At 72.9% G+C, this 16,337-nt stretch carries 16 protein-coding genes; 12 read left to right on the top strand and 4 right to left on the bottom strand.

Annotation, left to right across the window (positions count from 1 at the left end; translation table 11 throughout):
• Nucleotides 1-227 precede the first annotated feature (227 nt).
• The 5 genes from ACNJ93_RS18555 (at nucleotide 228) to ACNJ93_RS18535 (ending at nucleotide 6,919) form a co-directional block, all read left to right on the top strand.
• On the top strand, nucleotides 228-1,463 hold the full coding sequence (locus ACNJ93_RS18555; protein WP_418958521.1) for a sensor histidine kinase: 1,236 nt from the start codon (nucleotides 228-230) through the stop codon (nucleotides 1,461-1,463).
• A 171-nt stretch (nucleotides 1,464-1,634) separates the two neighbouring features.
• Nucleotides 1,635-2,924, top strand: a complete 1,290-nt coding sequence (locus tag ACNJ93_RS18550) for a sensor histidine kinase (protein WP_418958520.1) — start codon at nucleotides 1,635-1,637, stop codon at nucleotides 2,922-2,924.
• A gap of 150 nt (nucleotides 2,925-3,074) precedes the next feature.
• The gene (locus ACNJ93_RS18545) at nucleotides 3,075-3,746 is read left to right on the top strand and encodes a LuxR C-terminal-related transcriptional regulator (RefSeq protein WP_418958519.1); all 672 of its coding nucleotides are present in this window, start codon (nucleotides 3,075-3,077) and stop codon (nucleotides 3,744-3,746) included.
• Nucleotides 3,747-3,915: 169 nt separating this feature from the next.
• On the top strand, nucleotides 3,916-5,874 hold the full coding sequence (locus ACNJ93_RS18540; protein ID WP_418958518.1) for a 2-oxoacid:acceptor oxidoreductase subunit alpha: 1,959 nt from the start codon (nucleotides 3,916-3,918) through the stop codon (nucleotides 5,872-5,874).
• Nucleotides 5,867-6,919 (top strand): 2-oxoacid:ferredoxin oxidoreductase subunit beta, encoded by a 1,053-nt coding sequence (locus tag ACNJ93_RS18535; protein ID WP_418958517.1) that lies wholly within the window; start codon nucleotides 5,867-5,869, stop codon nucleotides 6,917-6,919. The genes ACNJ93_RS18540 and ACNJ93_RS18535 overlap by 8 nt, the downstream gene beginning before the upstream one ends.
• A 35-nt stretch (nucleotides 6,920-6,954) precedes the next feature.
• On the opposite strand, the gene ACNJ93_RS18530 is transcribed toward ACNJ93_RS18535, so the two are convergent.
• The gene (locus ACNJ93_RS18530) at nucleotides 6,955-7,323 is read right to left on the bottom strand and encodes a winged helix-turn-helix transcriptional regulator (RefSeq protein WP_418958516.1); all 369 of its coding nucleotides are present in this window, start codon (nucleotides 7,321-7,323) and stop codon (nucleotides 6,955-6,957) included.
• A gap of 95 nt (nucleotides 7,324-7,418) precedes the next feature.
• On the opposite strand from ACNJ93_RS18530, the gene ACNJ93_RS18525 reads away from it, so the two are divergent.
• The 3 genes from ACNJ93_RS18525 to ACNJ93_RS18515 all read left to right on the top strand — a co-directional run bounded on the left by ACNJ93_RS18525 (nucleotide 7,419) and on the right by ACNJ93_RS18515 (nucleotide 10,301).
• A complete protein-coding gene (locus tag ACNJ93_RS18525) occupies nucleotides 7,419-8,285 on the top strand; it encodes an SDR family oxidoreductase (protein ID WP_418958515.1) in 867 nt (288 codons plus the stop codon).
• A 122-nt stretch (nucleotides 8,286-8,407) separates the two neighbouring features.
• On the top strand, nucleotides 8,408-9,403 hold the full coding sequence (gene rarD / locus ACNJ93_RS18520; protein ID WP_418958514.1) for an EamA family transporter RarD: 996 nt from the start codon (nucleotides 8,408-8,410) through the stop codon (nucleotides 9,401-9,403).
• A 91-nt stretch (nucleotides 9,404-9,494) separates the two neighbouring features.
• A complete protein-coding gene (locus tag ACNJ93_RS18515; RefSeq protein ID WP_418958513.1) occupies nucleotides 9,495-10,301 on the top strand; it encodes a mechanosensitive ion channel family protein in 807 nt (268 codons plus the stop codon).
• Nucleotides 10,302-10,367: 66 nt separating this feature from the next.
• Here ACNJ93_RS18515 and ACNJ93_RS18510 read toward each other — a convergent pair whose 3' ends face one another.
• Entirely contained in the window at nucleotides 10,368-10,697 is a 330-nt protein-coding gene (locus tag ACNJ93_RS18510) for a DUF6401 family natural product biosynthesis protein (RefSeq protein WP_418958512.1), read from the bottom strand.
• A 29-nt stretch (nucleotides 10,698-10,726) separates the two neighbouring features.
• Entirely contained in the window at nucleotides 10,727-12,142 is a 1,416-nt protein-coding gene (locus ACNJ93_RS18505; protein WP_418958511.1) for an MFS transporter, read from the bottom strand.
• Between the two features lie 94 nt (nucleotides 12,143-12,236).
• Between ACNJ93_RS18505 and ACNJ93_RS18500 the strand changes: the two genes are divergently transcribed.
• Nucleotides 12,237-12,740: a winged helix-turn-helix transcriptional regulator gene (locus ACNJ93_RS18500; RefSeq protein WP_418958510.1), complete on the top strand. Its 504-nt coding sequence runs from the start codon at nucleotides 12,237-12,239 to the stop codon at nucleotides 12,738-12,740.
• A gap of 22 nt (nucleotides 12,741-12,762) precedes the next feature.
• Here ACNJ93_RS18500 and ACNJ93_RS18495 read toward each other — a convergent pair whose 3' ends face one another.
• Nucleotides 12,763-13,356 (bottom strand): CGNR zinc finger domain-containing protein, encoded by a 594-nt coding sequence (locus tag ACNJ93_RS18495; protein WP_418961457.1) that lies wholly within the window; start codon nucleotides 13,354-13,356, stop codon nucleotides 12,763-12,765.
• Between the two features lie 49 nt (nucleotides 13,357-13,405).
• Between ACNJ93_RS18495 and ACNJ93_RS18490 the strand changes: the two genes are divergently transcribed.
• From ACNJ93_RS18490 to ACNJ93_RS18480, 3 genes are all read left to right on the top strand, one after another.
• Entirely contained in the window at nucleotides 13,406-13,858 is a 453-nt protein-coding gene (locus tag ACNJ93_RS18490; RefSeq protein WP_418958509.1) for a VOC family protein, read from the top strand.
• Nucleotides 13,859-14,004: 146 nt separating this feature from the next.
• On the top strand, nucleotides 14,005-14,835 hold the full coding sequence (locus ACNJ93_RS18485) for a HEAT repeat domain-containing protein (RefSeq protein WP_418958508.1): 831 nt from the start codon (nucleotides 14,005-14,007) through the stop codon (nucleotides 14,833-14,835).
• A gap of 158 nt (nucleotides 14,836-14,993) precedes the next feature.
• Nucleotides 14,994-16,319 (top strand): M28 family metallopeptidase, encoded by a 1,326-nt coding sequence (locus ACNJ93_RS18480; protein ID WP_418958507.1) that lies wholly within the window; start codon nucleotides 14,994-14,996, stop codon nucleotides 16,317-16,319.
• Nucleotides 16,320-16,337 lie beyond the last annotated feature (18 nt).

The raw sequence follows: 16,337 nt of genomic DNA, 5'->3' as shown, positions 1-16,337 counted from the left end.
CCGCCCCTCGCTCCCTGCCCGATCTGCCCGTTCGACGATCTGTACGCACGGGAGTCTAGGCCCTATAAGGCCACGGTAAGCAGCCGTGCCGCATGCCGGACGCCCGCGCCCGGCCGGGTCCGCGCGGGGCGGGCCGGGGCGGGGCCGGGGAGGCTGGGGTTTTCCCCAGGGAAGGTGTGCGAGGAACCCCATGGCAGCGGGATCGGCGGACCGGCAGGCTGTTCGACATGAGCACCCGTACTTCTGCCGAGGCCGCCGACCTGGCCGCCGCCGACACCGCCGGCACCGACGTCCCTCCGCGCGGCGCGCGGATCGCCGCCGTGGACGGCGGCACCTGGCGCGAGGTCGCGTATCTGCTGGCCAACCTGCCGGTGACGCTGGTGGGCTTCGTGTACGTGGTGGTGACCGTGGTGCTCGGCATAGGTCTGTCGGTGACGGTGATCGGGCTGCCCTGGCTGGGCGTGGGCCTGGCCGGTGCGCGCGGGCTCGGCCGCTTCGAGCGGCGGCGGGCCCGGTCGCTGCTCGGGGTGCGGGTCGACGAGCCGAGCCCGCTGCCGTCGAGCCGGGGCGGACTGCTGGGCTGGGCGTGGACGCGGCTGAAGGACCCGGTGGCGTGGCGGACGGTGCTGTACGACTTCGTGCGCCTGCCGTGGGGGGTGCTGACGTTCGCGCTGACGCTGGTGTCGCTGCTGGTGTTGTGGCCGCTGCTGCCGCTGGTCACGCGCGGTCTGTCGAACGTGGACCGGGCGATGGTGCGCGGGCTGCTGTCGCCGTCGGACGAGCTGGAGCGGCGGATCGCGGAGCTGGAGTCGGACCGGGGGGTCGTCGTCGACACGGCGGCGGCGGACCTGCGCCGAATAGAACGGGACCTCCACGACGGCGCGCAGGCGCGGCTGGTGGCGCTGGCGATGGGGCTGGGGCTCGCGAAGGAGAAGCTCCTGGAGGACCCGGAGGCCGCCGCGGCGATGGTCGAGGAGGCGCACGGCGAGGTGAAGCTGGCGCTGCAGGAGCTGCGCGACCTGGCGCGGGGCATCCACCCGGCGGTGCTGACGGACCGCGGGCTGGACGCGGCGCTGTCGTCGGTCGCCGCGCGGTGCACGGTGCCGGTGACGGTGAGCGTGGACCTGGACGAGCGGCCGGCCGAGGCGATCGAGGGCATCGCGTACTTCACGGTCTCGGAGCTGCTGCAGAACGTGTCCAAGCACGCGGCGGCGCGCAGCGCCTCGGTCGAGGTCTGGCGCACATCGGACCGGCTGCTGCTCCAGGTGCGGGACGACGGGCGCGGCGGGGCGAGCCCCGACGCCGGTACGGGCCTGAAGGGCCTGGCCGAACGCCTCCACGCGGTGGACGGGCTCTTCGTCGTCGCCTCCCCGCCGGGCGAGGGCACGACGGTGACCGCCGAGCTTCCCTGGCGCGGCCGCCCGGCGTCCGGCGCGAAGGGCACGGCGCGCCCCGGCAAGTAGGCGCGACGCCCCGGCGCAGTAGGCGCCCCGGAAGCAGCGGGAGCGGCTCGTCCGCCTCCGGCGGGTGGGGTTAACCCCCCTGCCAAGAGGCCCGGCGGCCTCATGGTCCCGGGCGGGGCCGGGGCGGGAGGCTCGGTACGAGGCCGGATCCAGGAGAAACGGAAGCGAGAGATGGCTGTTCACCGCCTGCCCGCGGCGCTGCGGGCCCCCGTCGAGGCGCGGCACTGGCGCGCGTTCGGGTACGTGCTGCTCAGCCTGCCGCTGAGCGTGCTCGCCTTCGTGCTGTCGGTCACCACGCTCGCGCTGGGCGCCGGGCTGCTCGTCACCTTCCTCGGCATCCCCGTGCTGGCCGGCGGGCTCGCGGTCTGCCGGGGCCTGGGCGCGGTGGAGCGGGCGCGGGCCCGGGCGCTGCTGGGGTTCGACGTGCCCGAGCCGGAACCGGCGGGGGCGGGCTCGGGCGGCGGGGCCGGGGGGCGGATCGGGGGCCTGCTCAAGAGCGGGGTGTCCTGGCGGCACCTGCTGTACGGGATCGTGCACCTGCCGTGGGCGGTGTTCGCGTTCACCGTCGCGGTGACGTTCTGGGCGTACGGCTGGGCGGCGCTCACCTATCCGCTGTGGCACTGGGTCCTGCCGGTCCACGCGGGGACGGACGGCATCCAGCTGTACGGCGACCGCACGCACAGCGTCGTCCTGGACTCCCCCGCCGAGCTGGCGCTCACCGGCGCCGTCGGTCTGGCCCTGGTGATGGTCACGCCCTGGGTCGTACGGGGCCTGACCGCCGTGGACCGGCTGCTGCTCGCGGGGCTCCTCGGCCCGTCACGGCTGGCGTCGCGGGTGTCGGAGCTGGAGACGGACCGCGGGGTGGTCGTCGACGCGGCGGCGGCGGACCTGCGCCGAATAGAACGCGACCTGCACGACGGGGCGCAGGCCCGGCTGGTGGCCCTCGCCATGGACCTGGGCGAGGCCCGGGAGAAGCTCGCCGACGATCCGCAGGCGGCCGCGCAGCTGGTCGAGGAGGCGCACGGCGAGGTGAAGACCGCCCTGCGGGAGCTGCGGGACCTGGCCCGGGGCATCCACCCCGCGGTCCTGACAGACCGGGGTCTGGACGCGGCGCTGTCCGCCGTGGCGGCCCACTGCGCGGTTCCCGTCTCGGTGGAGGTGGACCTGTCGTCCCGGCCCGCGGCGGCGATCGAGGGCATCGCGTACTTCACGGTGTCCGAGCTGCTGCGCAACGTGTCCCGGCACTCCGGGGCCCGCCGCGCCTGGGTGGACGTGTGGCGCACGGGCGACAAGCTGCTGGTGCAGGTGCGGGACGACGGGCGGGGCGGCGCCGAGGCGGGCGCGGGGGGCGGGCTCGCCGGGCTGACGGAGCGGCTGGACGCCGTCGACGGCGTCCTCGCGGTCGACTCGCCGGCCGGCGGACCGACCACCGTCACCGCCGAGCTCCCCTGGCGCGCCTGAGCCGGGGCGGCCGGGCGGCCCCGGACCGGGAGCCGTCCGGCGGATGGCCGAGACTGATCAATTCCGCCGCCTGACCGGGGCGTGAAGCTGCGATGCTGGAGGTGCAACGCTCAATGACGCATCGGCAAACCAGCATGGGGGCGGCAGGTCGTGGAAGACAGGGTGCGGGTGGTCATCGCCGAGGACTCGGTGTTGCTGCGTGAGGGCCTGACGAGGCTGCTGACCGACCGGGGGCACGAGGTCGTGGCCGGCGTCGGCGACGGGGAGGCGCTCGTGGAGACGGTGGCGAAGCTCGCCGCCGAGGGCGCGGCGCCGGACGTCGTCGTCGCGGACGTGCGGATGCCGCCCACCCATACGGACGAGGGCGTGCGCGCGGCCGTCACCCTGCGGAAGGATCATCCGGGGATAGGCGTGCTGGTGCTCTCGCAGTACGTGGAGGAGCGCTACGCCACCGAGCTGCTGGCCGGGTCCAGCACGGGCGTCGGCTATCTGCTGAAGGACCGGGTAGCCGAGGTACGAGAGTTCGTGGACGCGGTGGTCCGGGTCGCCCGGGGCGGTACCGCTCTGGACCCCGAGGTCGTCCAGCAGCTGCTGGGCCGCAGCCGGAAGCAGGACGTACTGGCCGGCCTGACCCCGCGCGAGCGGGAGGTGCTGGGCCTGATGGCCGAGGGCCGGACGAATTCGGCGATCGCACGCCAGCTGGTGGTCAGCGACGGTGCGGTGGAGAAGCATGTCAGCAACATCTTCCTGAAGCTGGGGCTCTCCCCCAGCGACGGGGACCACCGCCGGGTTCTGGCCGTGCTGACCTATCTCGAATCCTGATTTCCTGGAATCCTCAACATCTGACATGCCGTCAGAACCTCCGCCCGGACACAGCCGGCGGGAGTCGGACGGAGAACGAAGAACCGCGCCCCTGATCGACGTAGGGTGGGCCGTGGGACGGCCGGTGAAGCCGGCCGGGCCCCCGCCGCCTCGAAGGAGGTCCAGTTCCGTGACCAGCCAGGTCAGTAGCCAGGCCGAGCAGGCCGACGAGGCCGAAGAGGCCAATGAGGCAGTCGTCGGGGAGCAGCGCGGCGCCCCGGCGACGAACGGTGCCGCCAAGGAAGTGCGCCGTCTGGACCGGGTGATCATCCGCTTCGCGGGTGACTCCGGAGACGGTATGCAGCTCACGGGTGACCGGTTCACCTCGGAGACCGCTTCCTTCGGCAACGACCTCTCGACGCTGCCGAACTTCCCGGCCGAGATCCGGGCCCCCGCCGGGACGCTGCCCGGCGTGTCGTCGTTCCAGCTGCATTTCGCGGACCACGACATCCTCACCCCGGGCGACGCGCCGAACGTGCTGGTCGCGATGAACCCGGCCGCCCTGAAGGCCAACATCGCGGACGTGCCCCGGGGCGGGGAGATCATCGTCAACACGGACGAGTTCGCCAAGCGGGCCATGGCCAAGGTCGGCTACGAGACCTCGCCGCTGGAGGACGGTTCGCTCGACGGCTACCGGGTGCATCCGGTGCCGCTGACGACGCTGACGGTCGAGGCGCTGAAGGACTTCGGGCTGTCCCGCAAGGAGGCCGAGCGCAGCAAGAACATGTTCGCGCTGGGCCTGCTGTCGTGGATGTACCACCGGCCGACCGAGGGCACGGAGAACTTCCTGCGGGCCAAGTTCGCGAAGAAGCCGCAGATCGCCGAGGCGAACGTGGCGGCCTTCCGGGCCGGATGGAACTTCGGCGAGACGACCGAGGACTTCGCGGTCTCCTACGAGGTCGCCCCGGCCACGAAGGCGTTCCCGACGGGCACGTACCGCAACATCTCGGGGAACCTGGCCCTGTCCTACGGCCTGATCGCCGCGGCCCGGCAGGCGGACCTGCCGCTGTACCTGGGCTCGTACCCGATCACCCCGGCCTCCGACATCCTGCACGAGCTGAGCAAGCAGAAGAACTTCGGCGTGCGGACCTTCCAGGCCGAGGACGAGATCGCGGGCATCGGAGCGGCGCTCGGCGCGGCGTTCGGCGGAGCGCTCGGGGTGACCACCACCTCCGGGCCCGGTGTGGCGCTGAAGTCCGAGACGATCGGGCTGGCGGTCTCCCTGGAGCTGCCGCTGCTGATCGTGGACATCCAGCGCGGCGGCCCGTCCACGGGCCTGCCGACCAAGACCGAGCAGGCCGACCTGCTGCAGGCGATGTACGGCCGCAACGGCGAGGCGCCGGTCCCGGTCGTCGCCCCGAAGACGCCGGCGGACTGCTTCGACGCGGCCCTGGAGGCGGCGCGGATCGCGCTGACGTACCGCACGCCGGTGTTCCTGCTCTCCGACGGCTATCTGGCCAACGGCTCCGAGCCCTGGCGCATCCCGGACGTGGAGAGCCTGCCGGACCTCAGCGTCAACTTCGCCACCGGCCCGAACCACACCCTCGACGACGGCACCGAGGTCTTCTGGCCGTACAAGCGCGACCCGGAGACCCTGGCCCGCCCCTGGGCGCTGCCGGGCACGCCCGGCCTGGAGCACCGCATCGGCGGCATCGAGAAGCAGGACGGCACGGGCAACATCTCCTACGACCCGGCCAACCACGACCTGATGGTCCGCACCCGGCAGGCCAAGGTCGACGGGATCGACGTCCCCGACGTCGAGGTCGACGACCCGGACGGCGCGCGGACGCTGGTCCTGGGCTGGGGCTCGACGTACGGGCCGATCACTGCCGCGGTGCGCCGGCTGCGCCGCGAGGGCCTGCCGGTCGCCCAGGCGCACCTGCGCCACCTCAACCCCTTCCCGAAGAACCTCGGGGGGGTCCTGAAGCAGTACGAGAAGGTCGTCGTCCCGGAGATGAACCTGGGACAGCTGGCCACCCTCGTCCGCGCGCGCTACCTCGTCGACGCGCGCAGCCACACCCAGGTGAACGGCATGCCGTTCAAGGCCGAGCAGCTCGCCGCGGCGCTCACGGAGGTCATCGATGACTGAGTCGCTCCTGAACCTGGTGCCCAAGGCCGAGGCCAAGCAGTCCATGAAGGACTTCAAGTCGGACCAGGAGGTCCGCTGGTGCCCCGGATGCGGCGACTACGCGGTCCTCGCGGCCGTGCAGGGCTTCATGCCGGAACTGGGCCTGGCGAAGGAGAACATCGTCTTCGTCTCCGGGATCGGCTGCTCCTCCCGCTTCCCGTACTACATGAACACGTACGGGATGCACTCCATCCACGGCCGCGCCCCCGCGATCGCCACCGGCCTGGCCACCTCGCGCCGCGACCTGTCGGTGTGGGTGGTGACCGGCGACGGCGACGCGCTGTCGATCGGCGGCAACCACCTCATCCACGCGCTGCGCCGCAACGTGAACCTGAAGATCCTGCTGTTCAACAACCGGATCTACGGCCTCACCAAGGGCCAGTACAGCCCCACCAGCGAGGTCGGCAAGATCACCAAGTCGACGCCGATGGGCTCGCTCGACGCGCCGTTCAACCCGGTGTCCCTGGCGCTCGGCGCGGAGGCGAGCTTCGTGGCACGGACGGTCGACTCCGACCGCAAGCACCTCACCGAGGTCCTGCGACAGGCCGCCGACCACCCGGGCACGGCGCTGGTGGAGATCTACCAGAACTGCAACATCTTCAACGACGGCGCGTTCGAGCTCCTGAAGGACAAGGACCAGGCCCAGGAGGCCGTGATCCGCCTGGAGCACGGACAGCCGATCCGTTTCGGCGCCGACGGGCGCAAGGGCGTCGTCCGCGACGCGCGCACCGGCGACCTGAAGGTCGTCGAGGTCACCGCCGGCAACGAGGCGGACATCCTCGTCCACGACGCGCACGCCGCCACCCCGACCACCGCGTTCGCCCTCTCCCGCCTCGCCGACCCCGACACGCTCCACCAGACGCCCATCGGCGTCTTCCGGTCCGTGGAACGCCCGGTCTACGACACGCTCATGGCCGAGCAGCTGGACACCGCCATCGAGCAGAACGGCAAGGGCGACCTCGCCGCGCTGCTCACCGGCAACGACACCTGGACGGTCGTCGGCTAGCCCGTTCAGGCCCTCCCGCGCAGGGCGCTCCTCGCTCAGCCGAGGGGCGCCCTGCGCGCGTCGTACGCCGCCCGCGCCGCCTCCACCGCCGGCACCCGGCGTTCGGTCCAGCGGGCCAGTTCCCACACCTTCCGGGCGGCCTCCTCGCCGAGCGCGGTGAGGCTGTAGTCCACCCGCGGCGGGATGACCGGCCGGGCCTCGCGGTGCACGAAACCGTCGCGCTCCAGGGTCTGCAGCGTCTGGGCGAGCATCTTCTCGCTGACCCCGCCGATCGTCCGGCGCAGCTCGCTGAAGCGGTACGAGCGCTCCAGGAGCGCGGCCAGCACCAGGACGCCCCACCGACTGGTCACGTGCTCCAGGACGAGCCGCGAGGGGCACTTCGGATCATTGACGCTCACTTCCATGCCAGTACCTTACTTTGAAGTGGGTACTTTCTAAAAGTTTGCGCCCCACGTACGGTGAGTGCACATCCCGAGCCACGACCGTACGGAGAGAACCCATGGGCATCGTCGTCACCGGAGCCACCGGACAGCTGGGCCGTCTCGTCATCGACGAGCTGCTCGCCACCGTCCCCGCGCAGACCGTCGCCGCCGTCGTCCGCGACAAGGAGAAGGCCGCCGACCTCGCCGAGCGGGGCGTCGAGCTGCGGACCGCCGACTACGACCGGCCGGAGACGCTGGAGGGCGTCTTCCGGGAGGGCGAGCGCGTGCTGCTCGTCTCGGGCAGCGAGGTCGGCCGCCGCGTCCCACAGCACACGGCCGTGATCGAGGCCGCGAAGGCGGCGGGCGTCGCCCAGCTCGCGTACACCGGCATCCTCGGCGGACCGGAGGCCGACTTCGAGCTCGCCGCCGAGCACAAGGAGACCGAGCGGCGGATCCTCGACTCCGGGCTCCCGTACACCTTCCTGCGCAACGGCTGGTACTCCGAGAACTACACCGCCCACCTCGCCCCCGTCCTCGCGCACGGCGCCGTCGTCGGCAACGCCGGCGACGGCCGGATCGCCTCCGCGGCCCGCGCCGACTACGCCGCCGCCGCGGCCGCCGTCCTGACCGGGCCGGCCGGCGAGCACCTGAACCGGGCGTACGAGCTGAGCGGCGACACCGCCTGGTCCCTGGCCGAGTACGCGGCCGAGGTCGGCCGCCGGACCGGCCGGGAGATCGCGTACCGGAACGTCCCCGCCGCCGCGCACCTGGACATCCTCACCGGCGCCGGCGTCCCCGCCCCGTTCGCCGCGATCCTCGTCGACGTCGACGAGGCCATCGGGCGCGGCGCGCTGGCAGCGACCAGCGGCGACCTCGCCCGGCTGATCGGCCGCCCGACGACGCCGATCGCCGACACGATCGCCGCGGCCCTGCCCACCGCCTGACGCGGAGCCCAGAGACGACCGCAAGGTCATGACCGTATTGCGGTACGGACATGACAGCCCGCCCCCCGCGGCGCTACCTTCGTCGGAACGGCGCAATGCGGGGCAGGCGGGCAGGAGGTCCGGTGAAGACGGAGAACGAGGGTCGGGCAGGGCTCTTGTACGGGGTCGGGGCCTACGGCATGTGGGGCCTGGTCCCGCTCTTCTGGCCGCTGCTCAAGCCGGCCGGGGCGATCGAGATCCTCGCCCACCGCATGGTCTGGTCGCTGGTCTTCGTCGGCCTCGCGCTGCTCGCACTGCGCCGCTGGGGCTGGATACGCGAACTCCTCGCCGCCCCGAGGAAGCTCGGGCTGCTGGCCCTCGCCGCCACCGTGATCACGGTCAACTGGGGCCTGTACATCTGGGCGGTCAACTCCGGCCAGGTCGTCGAGGCCTCACTGGGCTACTTCATCAACCCGCTGGTCACCATCGCCATGGGCGTCCTGCTCCTGAAGGAGCGGCTGCGGCCCGCGCAGTGGACGGCGGTGGGCATCGGCTTCGTCGCGGTGCTCGTGCTCTCGGTCGGGTACGGGCGGCTGCCGTGGATCTCGCTGACGCTGGCCGTCTCGTTCGCGATCTACGGGCTGATCAAGAAGAAGGTGAACATCGGCGGCCTGGAGTCGCTGGCCGCCGAGACCGCCCTGCAGTTCCTGCCCGCCCTCGCCTACCTGCTCTGGCTGGGCGCGTCCGGCGACGCCGCCTTCGGCGCCGAGGGCGCCGGCCACGCCGCGCTGCTCGCCGCGACCGGCATCGTCACCGCCGCCCCGCTGGTCTGCTTCGGCGCGGCCGCGATCCGGGTGCCGCTGTCCACGCTGGGCCTGCTCCAGTACCTCGCCCCGGTCTTCCAGTTCTCGCTCGGCGTCCTGTACTTCCACGAGGCCATGCCGCCCGAGCGGTGGGCCGGCTTCTCCCTGGTCTGGCTGGCGCTGACCGTCCTGACGTGGGACGCGCTGCGCACGGCGCGGAAGTCGCGGGCGGAGGCGGCCCGTCTGGCCGCGGCGGCCGCGCAGGCCGTGGCCGAGGAGCGCGCGAGCACCGCGGAGCAGGGGTTTTCCACTCCATCGGCCCAGCCCGGCCGCTGAGCGGAGGCAACCGCCGTCGACCCGGTGTTAGGTCGGGACTCAGGGGCCCAGCTGCACGGTGCGGGCCCAACCCGAGCGGAGTGGAAGCGTCATGTCGCACACCCTCGCACTCTCGGTCGACTTCGGGCAGGGCTTCACCGACGCGTGGTCCGCCATCGCCGAGTTCGTACCGAAGTTCATCGGCTTCCTCGCGATCCTGCTGATCGGCTGGTTCATCGCCAAGGCGATCGCCAAGGTGGCCGACCGGCTCCTGCGCCGCGTCGGCTTCGAGCGTCTGTCCGAGCGCAGCGGTATCGCGAACACCCTCCGGGGCTCGAAGTACGACGCCACCGGAATCATCGCCAAGATCCTCTACTACGCGGTCCTGCTGATCGCGCTGCAGCTGGCGTTCGGCGTCTTCGGCCCGAACCCGGTCAGCCAGATGATCAACGGCATCGTCGCCTGGATCCCGCGGGCGATCGTCGCCTGTGTGATCGTGGTCGTGGCGATGGCCATCGCGCGGGCGGTGCGCGACATCATCATGGGCGCGCTCGGGCAGATGTCGTACGGCAAGGTCGTCGCCACCGCGGCCTGGGCGTTCATCGTGGCGCTCGGCGTGATCGCCGCGCTCGGCCAGGCGGGCATCGCGACCGCCATCACCGGACCCGTGCTCATCGCCGTCCTCGCCACCATCGCCGGCACGGTGATCGTGGGCGTCGGCGGCGGGCTCGTGCAGCCGATGCGCCAGCGCTGGGAGCGCTGGCTGGCGGTGGCCGAGGCGGAGACCGGCCGGGCCCGCGACCAGATCGGCGCCTACCAGCGGGGCCGCGAGGACGCCCAGCGAGGCATGCCGACCACGCAGGAGCGCCTCGACCGCGGGGCCCGGCGCGACGAGCGGGGCGGCCAGGACCCGATGTGACCCGGCCTCACGACGCGAGGGGCGGGGCCCGGTGCGGGCCCCGCCCCTCGCGTCGTCGAGGAACCGTCACGCGGCCAGGAGGTCGTACTCCCGGATCAGCCAGCAGACCGCCGTCAGGCGGAGGGTCGCGAAGTCGTGCCCGACGGGCTCGACCCAGTCGACCTCGGACAGCCAGTCGGTGAAGCCGAGCACGTAGTCCGACAGGTCCTCGCGCCGCACCGACCGGGTCTCCGGCTCGTCCACCGGCCGCCGCTGGGCGGGCACGAGGGCGTCGCACACGGCCGCCGCGTGCTGGTCGACCGCGGCCACGAGCCCCGGCTCGAAGGTGAATTCCGAGAGCCGGGGCATGTAGGCGGCGGCGACCCCCACCAGGGGGCAGGCGGACGAATCGTTCATCCCTCTACATTAGGTCCGCCCGGACCCGCTCAGACCGTGACTTTGCTCGCAGAGCCGTCGGCCTCCGGGACCGCCCGGGCGGCCACGGCACCGCCCGCCCGGGCCGCCGCCCGCACCCCCACCGCGGCGACGACCGCGCCCAGGGCGGCCATCACGACCGGGACCACCAGCGCCGTGCGGAGGCCCTCCGCGCCCGCCCCCGCCAGGCCGTGGACCGCGGTCACGGCCGAGATGCCGACGGCCGAGCCGAACTGCGTGGCGGTGTTGAGCAGTCCGCCGGCCAGCCCCTGCTCCTCCTCCGCGACGCCGTCGGTGCCGGCGATGGTGAGCGGACCGTACGCCAGGGCGAAGGCGAGGCCGGTGAGCAGCAGGCTCGGGAACATCGCCGCGTACGACCAGTCCGGGCCGACCGGCAGGAACAGCGCGTACGAGCCGACCGCGAGCACGAACCCGCCGAGGATCACCTTGGCGTTGCCGAAGCGGGCGACCAGCCGCGGCGTGAGCGTCGGCGCGAGGACGGCGTCGACGCCCATGACGAGCAGCGCGAAGGCGGTCTCGAGCGAGGACCAGCCGCGCAGTTCCTGAAGGTAGAGCGTGGCGACGAACTGGAAGCCGAAGAAGGAGCCCACGAAGAGCAGCGCCCCGAGGTCGGCCCGCAGGACGGAGCCCCGGCGCAGCAGCCCGAGCCGGACCAGCGGGGCCGGGGCCCGGCGTTCGACGGCGGTGAAGACGCCGGCCAGCGCGAGGCCGCCGGCGAGGACCGCGACCGTGACCGCCAGTCCGTCCAGGCCGTGTTCGAAGCGGACGATGCCGTACGCGAGCAGCAGCATCGCTCCGGCCGCGGTCAGCGCCCCGGGCAGGTCGAAGCCGCCGGTCCGCTCGGGCCGGGCCTCCTTCGGGACCAGCTTCAGCGCGGCGAGCAGGACCGCGGCGGCGAGCAGCACGGGCGCGAAGAAGACCCAGCGCCAGCCGAGCTGGGTGAGCAGTCCGCCGATGACCAGGCCGAGCGAGAAGCCGCCGGCGGCGGTGCCGGCGAAGACCAGCAGCGCCCGGTTGCGCTGCGGGCCCTCCTCGTACGAGGTGGTGATGATCGACAGGGCGGCCGGAGTCATGAACGCGGCGGCGACGCCGGTGACGAACCGGGCGGCGATCAGCATCCAGCCCTCGGTCGCGAGGCCGCCGAGGCCGGAGAAGAGGAGGAAGACGGTGAGCCAGCCGAGGAACATCCGGCGGCGGCCCAGGAGATCGGCGGCCCGGCCGCCGAGCAGGGTGAAGCCGGCGTAGCCGAGGACGTACCCGGACATCACCCAGGCCGCGGCGCCGGTCGAGAGGCCCAGATCGGAACGGATGACGGGGACGGCCACGGCGAGCATGGCGACATCGATGCCTTCGAGGAAGATCGTCCCGCAGAGGACGAGCAGCAGGCTCCAGGCGCGTACGGACACATCGGTCTCCAGGGCGGGAAGGGGTGGCCGGTTACGGCTCCGAGGGTCGGTTCCCTCTTGTAACCACCTGCATCCTGCGGCAGCATCGGGTGCCATGGAAGAAGGCACTTCGAAGTCACCGAGTCACTGCGAAGTGACCGGCACCGGCGCGGACGGCGCGGACGCCGACCCGTTCCAGTGGGACACCCGGGAGGACTGCGAGGTCCGGCAGATCCTCGACCGGATCGCGGACAAGTGGTCGCTGCTGGTCATCGCCCTGCTCGACCGCCGGAAGCTGCGCTTCACGGAGCTGCGGCGGGAGATCGACGGCGTCAGCCAGCGGATGCTGACGGTCACGCTGCGGCAGTTGGAGCGGGACGGGCTGGTGAAGCGGACGGTGCACCCGGTGGTGCCGCCGCGCGTGGACTACGAGCTGACGCCGCTGGGCGCGACGCTGCACACCACGATCCGCTCGCTGGTGACCTGGACCGAGCGGCACCAGAACGAGATCGCGGCCGCGCGCGCGGCGTACGACGCCCGCGAGGCGGCGCAGACGGATGGGGCGGCGGACACGGCGGGCGCGGCGCGGTCCGTCGAGCCCGCCACGGCGCCTGTCTGACGGACGCCTCCGTCCGGCCCGGTCACCGCCCCCGCGCCGCCTCCTGCGCGGCGCGGGCCCGGTGCGCGCGGGCCTTGTGACGGTTGCCGCACCTCTCCATGGAGCACCAACGGCGGCGGCCGGGCCGGGAGGTGTCGGCGAAGAGCAGGGCGCAGTCGTCCGCGCCGCAGACACGGACGCGGTCGCCGTACGGCCCGGTGAACAGCTCGACGGCATCGCGCGCGACCGTCGAGAGCAGTGCGGCGCCGGTCGCCCCGAGCGCCCAGGCGCGCGTCCCGTCCGGGGCGATCCGCGTGACGAGCGGGGGGCGGGCGGCCGCCGCGTTGAGCACGTCCAGATCGGCGCCGGGCAGCGGCTCGCCCTGCGCCCGCGCGAGCGCGAGCCGCCACAGCGCGTCGCGGGCGGTCCGGACGGCGGCGAGCTCCTCCGAGGTCACGGCGACGTCCAGGCCCGGGGCGAGCCGGCAGTCGCGCACCCAGTCCAGGAGCCCTTCGGGCCGGTCCAGCACCTCGTACCGCGCGGCGACGGGGCCGGGGCCGCCGGTCAGCAGCAGTTCGAGACAGAGGGCCCCGGCGTCGAAACGGAAGACCTGGCCGTCCCGGTGGCGGAGCGTCATGGCGTGACCCGTTGCTATCTCACTCACGTAACCACTATAAGTGGTTACCATGACGACGCTCCAGTGGAAGCTTGTGATCGACGCGAACGACCCGCACACTCAGGCCGCGTTCTGGGCCGAGGCCCTGGGCTATGTGAACGAGGACCACAGCGCCCTCGTCGAACAGCTCCTCGCCGCCGGGGCGGTCCCGGCCGAGGTGACGCTCACCCACGCCGGCCGGCTCGGCTGGCGCGATCTGGCCGCCGTCCGGCATCCGGACGAGCCGTACGACGAGCGCACCGGCGCCGGCCTGGGCCGCCGCATCCTGTTCCAGCGCGTGCCGGAGGTGAAGTCCCTCAAGAACCGGCTCCACATCGACGTGCACGCCGCCCCCGGTTCCCGGGACACGGAGGTCGCGCGCCTGGAGGGCCTGGGCGCGAAGGTGCAGCGCCGCGTCGCCGAACAGGGCGGCTCCTGGGTGGTGATGACCGACCCCGAGGGCAACGAGTTCTGCGTGCAGTGAGCCGGGCGCGGGCGGCGGCTCCGGGCGGTCGAACTCCGGGCGGCGACAAGGCCGTAGGGCGAGCGCCCGAGCCGTGGGGTGGGGGCCCGAGCCGTGGGGTGGGGGCCCGGTCGTGGGCCGGGGGCCCGGTCGTAGCATCGGCGCCCATGGCCACCTTCGTGCACCTCACCCCCGCCGCCCACGCCGCCCGGATACGCCGCGGCGGCATCCGGGCGCACGGCCGCGGCGAGTCGCGGGGGGTGTTCCTGTTCCCCGTCCTGCCCTCGTACACGCTCACCCATCAGTGGCTGCGCGAGCTGTCCCGCCGCCCGGGGCCCCGCCAACTCGTTGCCGTGCACGTGCGGTTGGACGACGCCGAGCCGGTGCGCGTGGGCCGGTACAACGACCGCGCGCCCGCCGCCGTCACCGCCGCCGAGGCGGTGCGGCGGATCGCCGCGCTGGAGGACGCCCGCGGCTGGGAGGTCTTCCTGCCCCGGACCGTCGCACCCGGCGAGGTACGGGCGATCCGCTCCGTACGGCAGGTCAACGGCTGGCGCTACTTCCCCGAGGCGCACGGCGTCACCCCCTGCACCTGCTTCGGCTGCCGGGTCCGCGGCGAGTACGGCTCCCAGCGGCTGCGCCGCCGCCGGCCGCACCCCTACGACGGGCCGTCGCCCGCGCCCCGGATCCTGCTCGCCCGGCTCGACGCGGCCGAGACCCGCGGCGACGCGGCCGCGCTGCGGGAGACGCTGCACTGGTACGGGCTGCGCCGCCGCGGGCCGCTCCCCCGCCTGGCCGGCCTCGCCGGACACCCCGACCCGGCCGTCCGCACCGCGCTCGTCGAGGCCGTGGCGTACTGGTCGACGCCCGGAGTCCGCGACCTGCTGGGGCAGTTGGCCACCGACCCGCACCCGGACGTCCGCGAGGCGGTCGCCGACGCGCTGGACGCCCTCGCGGACGACGAGGACGACGACGAGGAAGCAGCCGCGGACGCCTGACGGCCGGGCCGCGTCGCCCTCCACCGTCCGTTCAGCGAACGGCCCTGACCGGTTTCCGCTCTTGACGGTGGATCAAACTCTCCTCGAACATTCACCCGCACCACGCACAGCTCTCGCACGTTTCCGTTCCATCCCCGTTCGGAATCCGGAGCCCCCACATGAACCTCTCCGTGCCCAGACGTGCCGGTGCGGTCGCGGCGTTCACCGCGCTCGCCGTCACCGCCCTCGCAGGTACCACCGCGAGCGCCGCCCCGCCGGCCGCGCCCGCCGCACCGTCCGCCGCCCTCGCCGCCCCCGACATCCCGCTCGCCAACGTCAAGCAGCACCTCGCCGACCTGCAGTCGATCGCCACCGCCAACGGCGGCAACCGGGCCCACGGGCGCACCGGCTACAAGGCGTCCATCGACTTCGTGAAGGCCAAGCTCGACGCGGCCGGCTACACCACGACCGTCCAGCAGTTCACGTACAACGGGACCACCGGCTACAACCTCATCGCCGACTGGCCCGGCGGCGACCCGAACCAGGTCCTGATGGCCGGCGCCCACCTCGACTCGGTGAGCTCCGGCGCGGGCATCAACGACAACGGCTCCGGCTCCGCCGGAATCCTGGAGACCGCGCTCGCCGTCGCCCGCGCCAACCTGCAGCCCAGCAAGCACCTGCGGTTCGGGTGGTGGGGCGCCGAGGAGCTCGGTCTCGTCGGGTCGAAGTACTACGTGAACAACCTGCCCAGCTCGGAGCGTTCGAAGATCAGCGGCTATCTGAACTTCGACATGATCGGCTCGCCCAACCCGGGCTACTTCGTCTACGACGACGACCCGGCCATCGAGCAGACCTTCAAGGGCTACTTCGCCGGCCTCGGCGTCCCGACGGAGATCGAGACCGAGGGCGACGGCCGCTCCGACCACGCCTCGTTCAAGAACGTCGGCATACCCGTGGGCGGTCTGTTCACCGGCGCGAGCCGGGTCAAGACCAGCGCCCAGGTGCAGAAGTGGGGCGGCACGACCACCGCGTTCGACCGCTGCTACCACTCGTCCTGCGACACGACGTCGAACATCAACGACACCGCGCTGGACCGCAACAGCGACGCGATCGCCCACGCGATCTGGACCCTCGGCACCGCGACGACCCCGCCGCCCGGCCCGGTCTTCGAGAACACCGCCGACGTCGCCATCCCCGACAACGGGGCCGCGGTGACCTCGACGGTCAACGTCACCGGCGTCACCGGGAACGCGCCGTCGACGCTCAAGGTGGGGGTGGACATCATCCACACCTGGCGCGGCGACCTGGTCGTCGATCTGGTGGCCCCGGACGGCACGGTCTACAACCTCAAGCCGTTCTCGTCGTCCGACTCGGCCGACAACGTCCAGACCACGTACACCGTCAACGCCTCCAGCGAGCTCGCCAACGGCGCCTGGAAGCTGCGGGTGCAGGACAAGGCCGCCCAGGACACCGGCTACATCAACGGCTTCAAGCTCACGTTCTGACACGAGCGAGCCGCCACG

Origin of the sequence: Streptomyces tritici (genome assembly GCF_048500665.1) — a bacterium.
In the GTDB taxonomy this organism is placed as follows: Bacteria; Actinomycetota; Actinomycetes; order Streptomycetales; family Streptomycetaceae; genus Streptomyces; species Streptomyces tritici.
The sequence above is the reverse complement of the archived record's forward strand: the minus strand, read 5'-3'. Positions and strand labels throughout refer to the sequence as shown.

Coding starts and splice junctions, on each gene's coding strand:
- ACNJ93_RS18480 (WP_418958507.1), top strand. CDS start 14,994: ATGAACCTCTCCGTGCCCAGACGTGCCGGTGCGGTCGCGGCGTTCACC.
- ACNJ93_RS18550 (WP_418958520.1), top strand. CDS start 1,635: ATGGCTGTTCACCGCCTGCCCGCGGCGCTGCGGGCCCCCGTCGAGGCG.
- ACNJ93_RS18510 (WP_418958512.1), bottom strand. CDS start 10,697: ATGAACGATTCGTCCGCCTGCCCCCTGGTGGGGGTCGCCGCCGCCTAC.
- ACNJ93_RS18535 (WP_418958517.1), top strand. CDS start 5,867: ATGACTGAGTCGCTCCTGAACCTGGTGCCCAAGGCCGAGGCCAAGCAG.
- ACNJ93_RS18555 (WP_418958521.1), top strand. CDS start 228: ATGAGCACCCGTACTTCTGCCGAGGCCGCCGACCTGGCCGCCGCCGAC.
- ACNJ93_RS18530 (WP_418958516.1), bottom strand. CDS start 7,323: ATGGAAGTGAGCGTCAATGATCCGAAGTGCCCCTCGCGGCTCGTCCTG.
- ACNJ93_RS18515 (WP_418958513.1), top strand. CDS start 9,495: ATGTCGCACACCCTCGCACTCTCGGTCGACTTCGGGCAGGGCTTCACC.
- ACNJ93_RS18500 (WP_418958510.1), top strand. CDS start 12,237: ATGGAAGAAGGCACTTCGAAGTCACCGAGTCACTGCGAAGTGACCGGC.
- ACNJ93_RS18490 (WP_418958509.1), top strand. CDS start 13,406: ATGACGACGCTCCAGTGGAAGCTTGTGATCGACGCGAACGACCCGCAC.
- ACNJ93_RS18525 (WP_418958515.1), top strand. CDS start 7,419: ATGGGCATCGTCGTCACCGGAGCCACCGGACAGCTGGGCCGTCTCGTC.
- ACNJ93_RS18495 (WP_418961457.1), bottom strand. CDS start 13,356: ATGACGCTCCGCCACCGGGACGGCCAGGTCTTCCGTTTCGACGCCGGG.
- ACNJ93_RS18485 (WP_418958508.1), top strand. CDS start 14,005: ATGGCCACCTTCGTGCACCTCACCCCCGCCGCCCACGCCGCCCGGATA.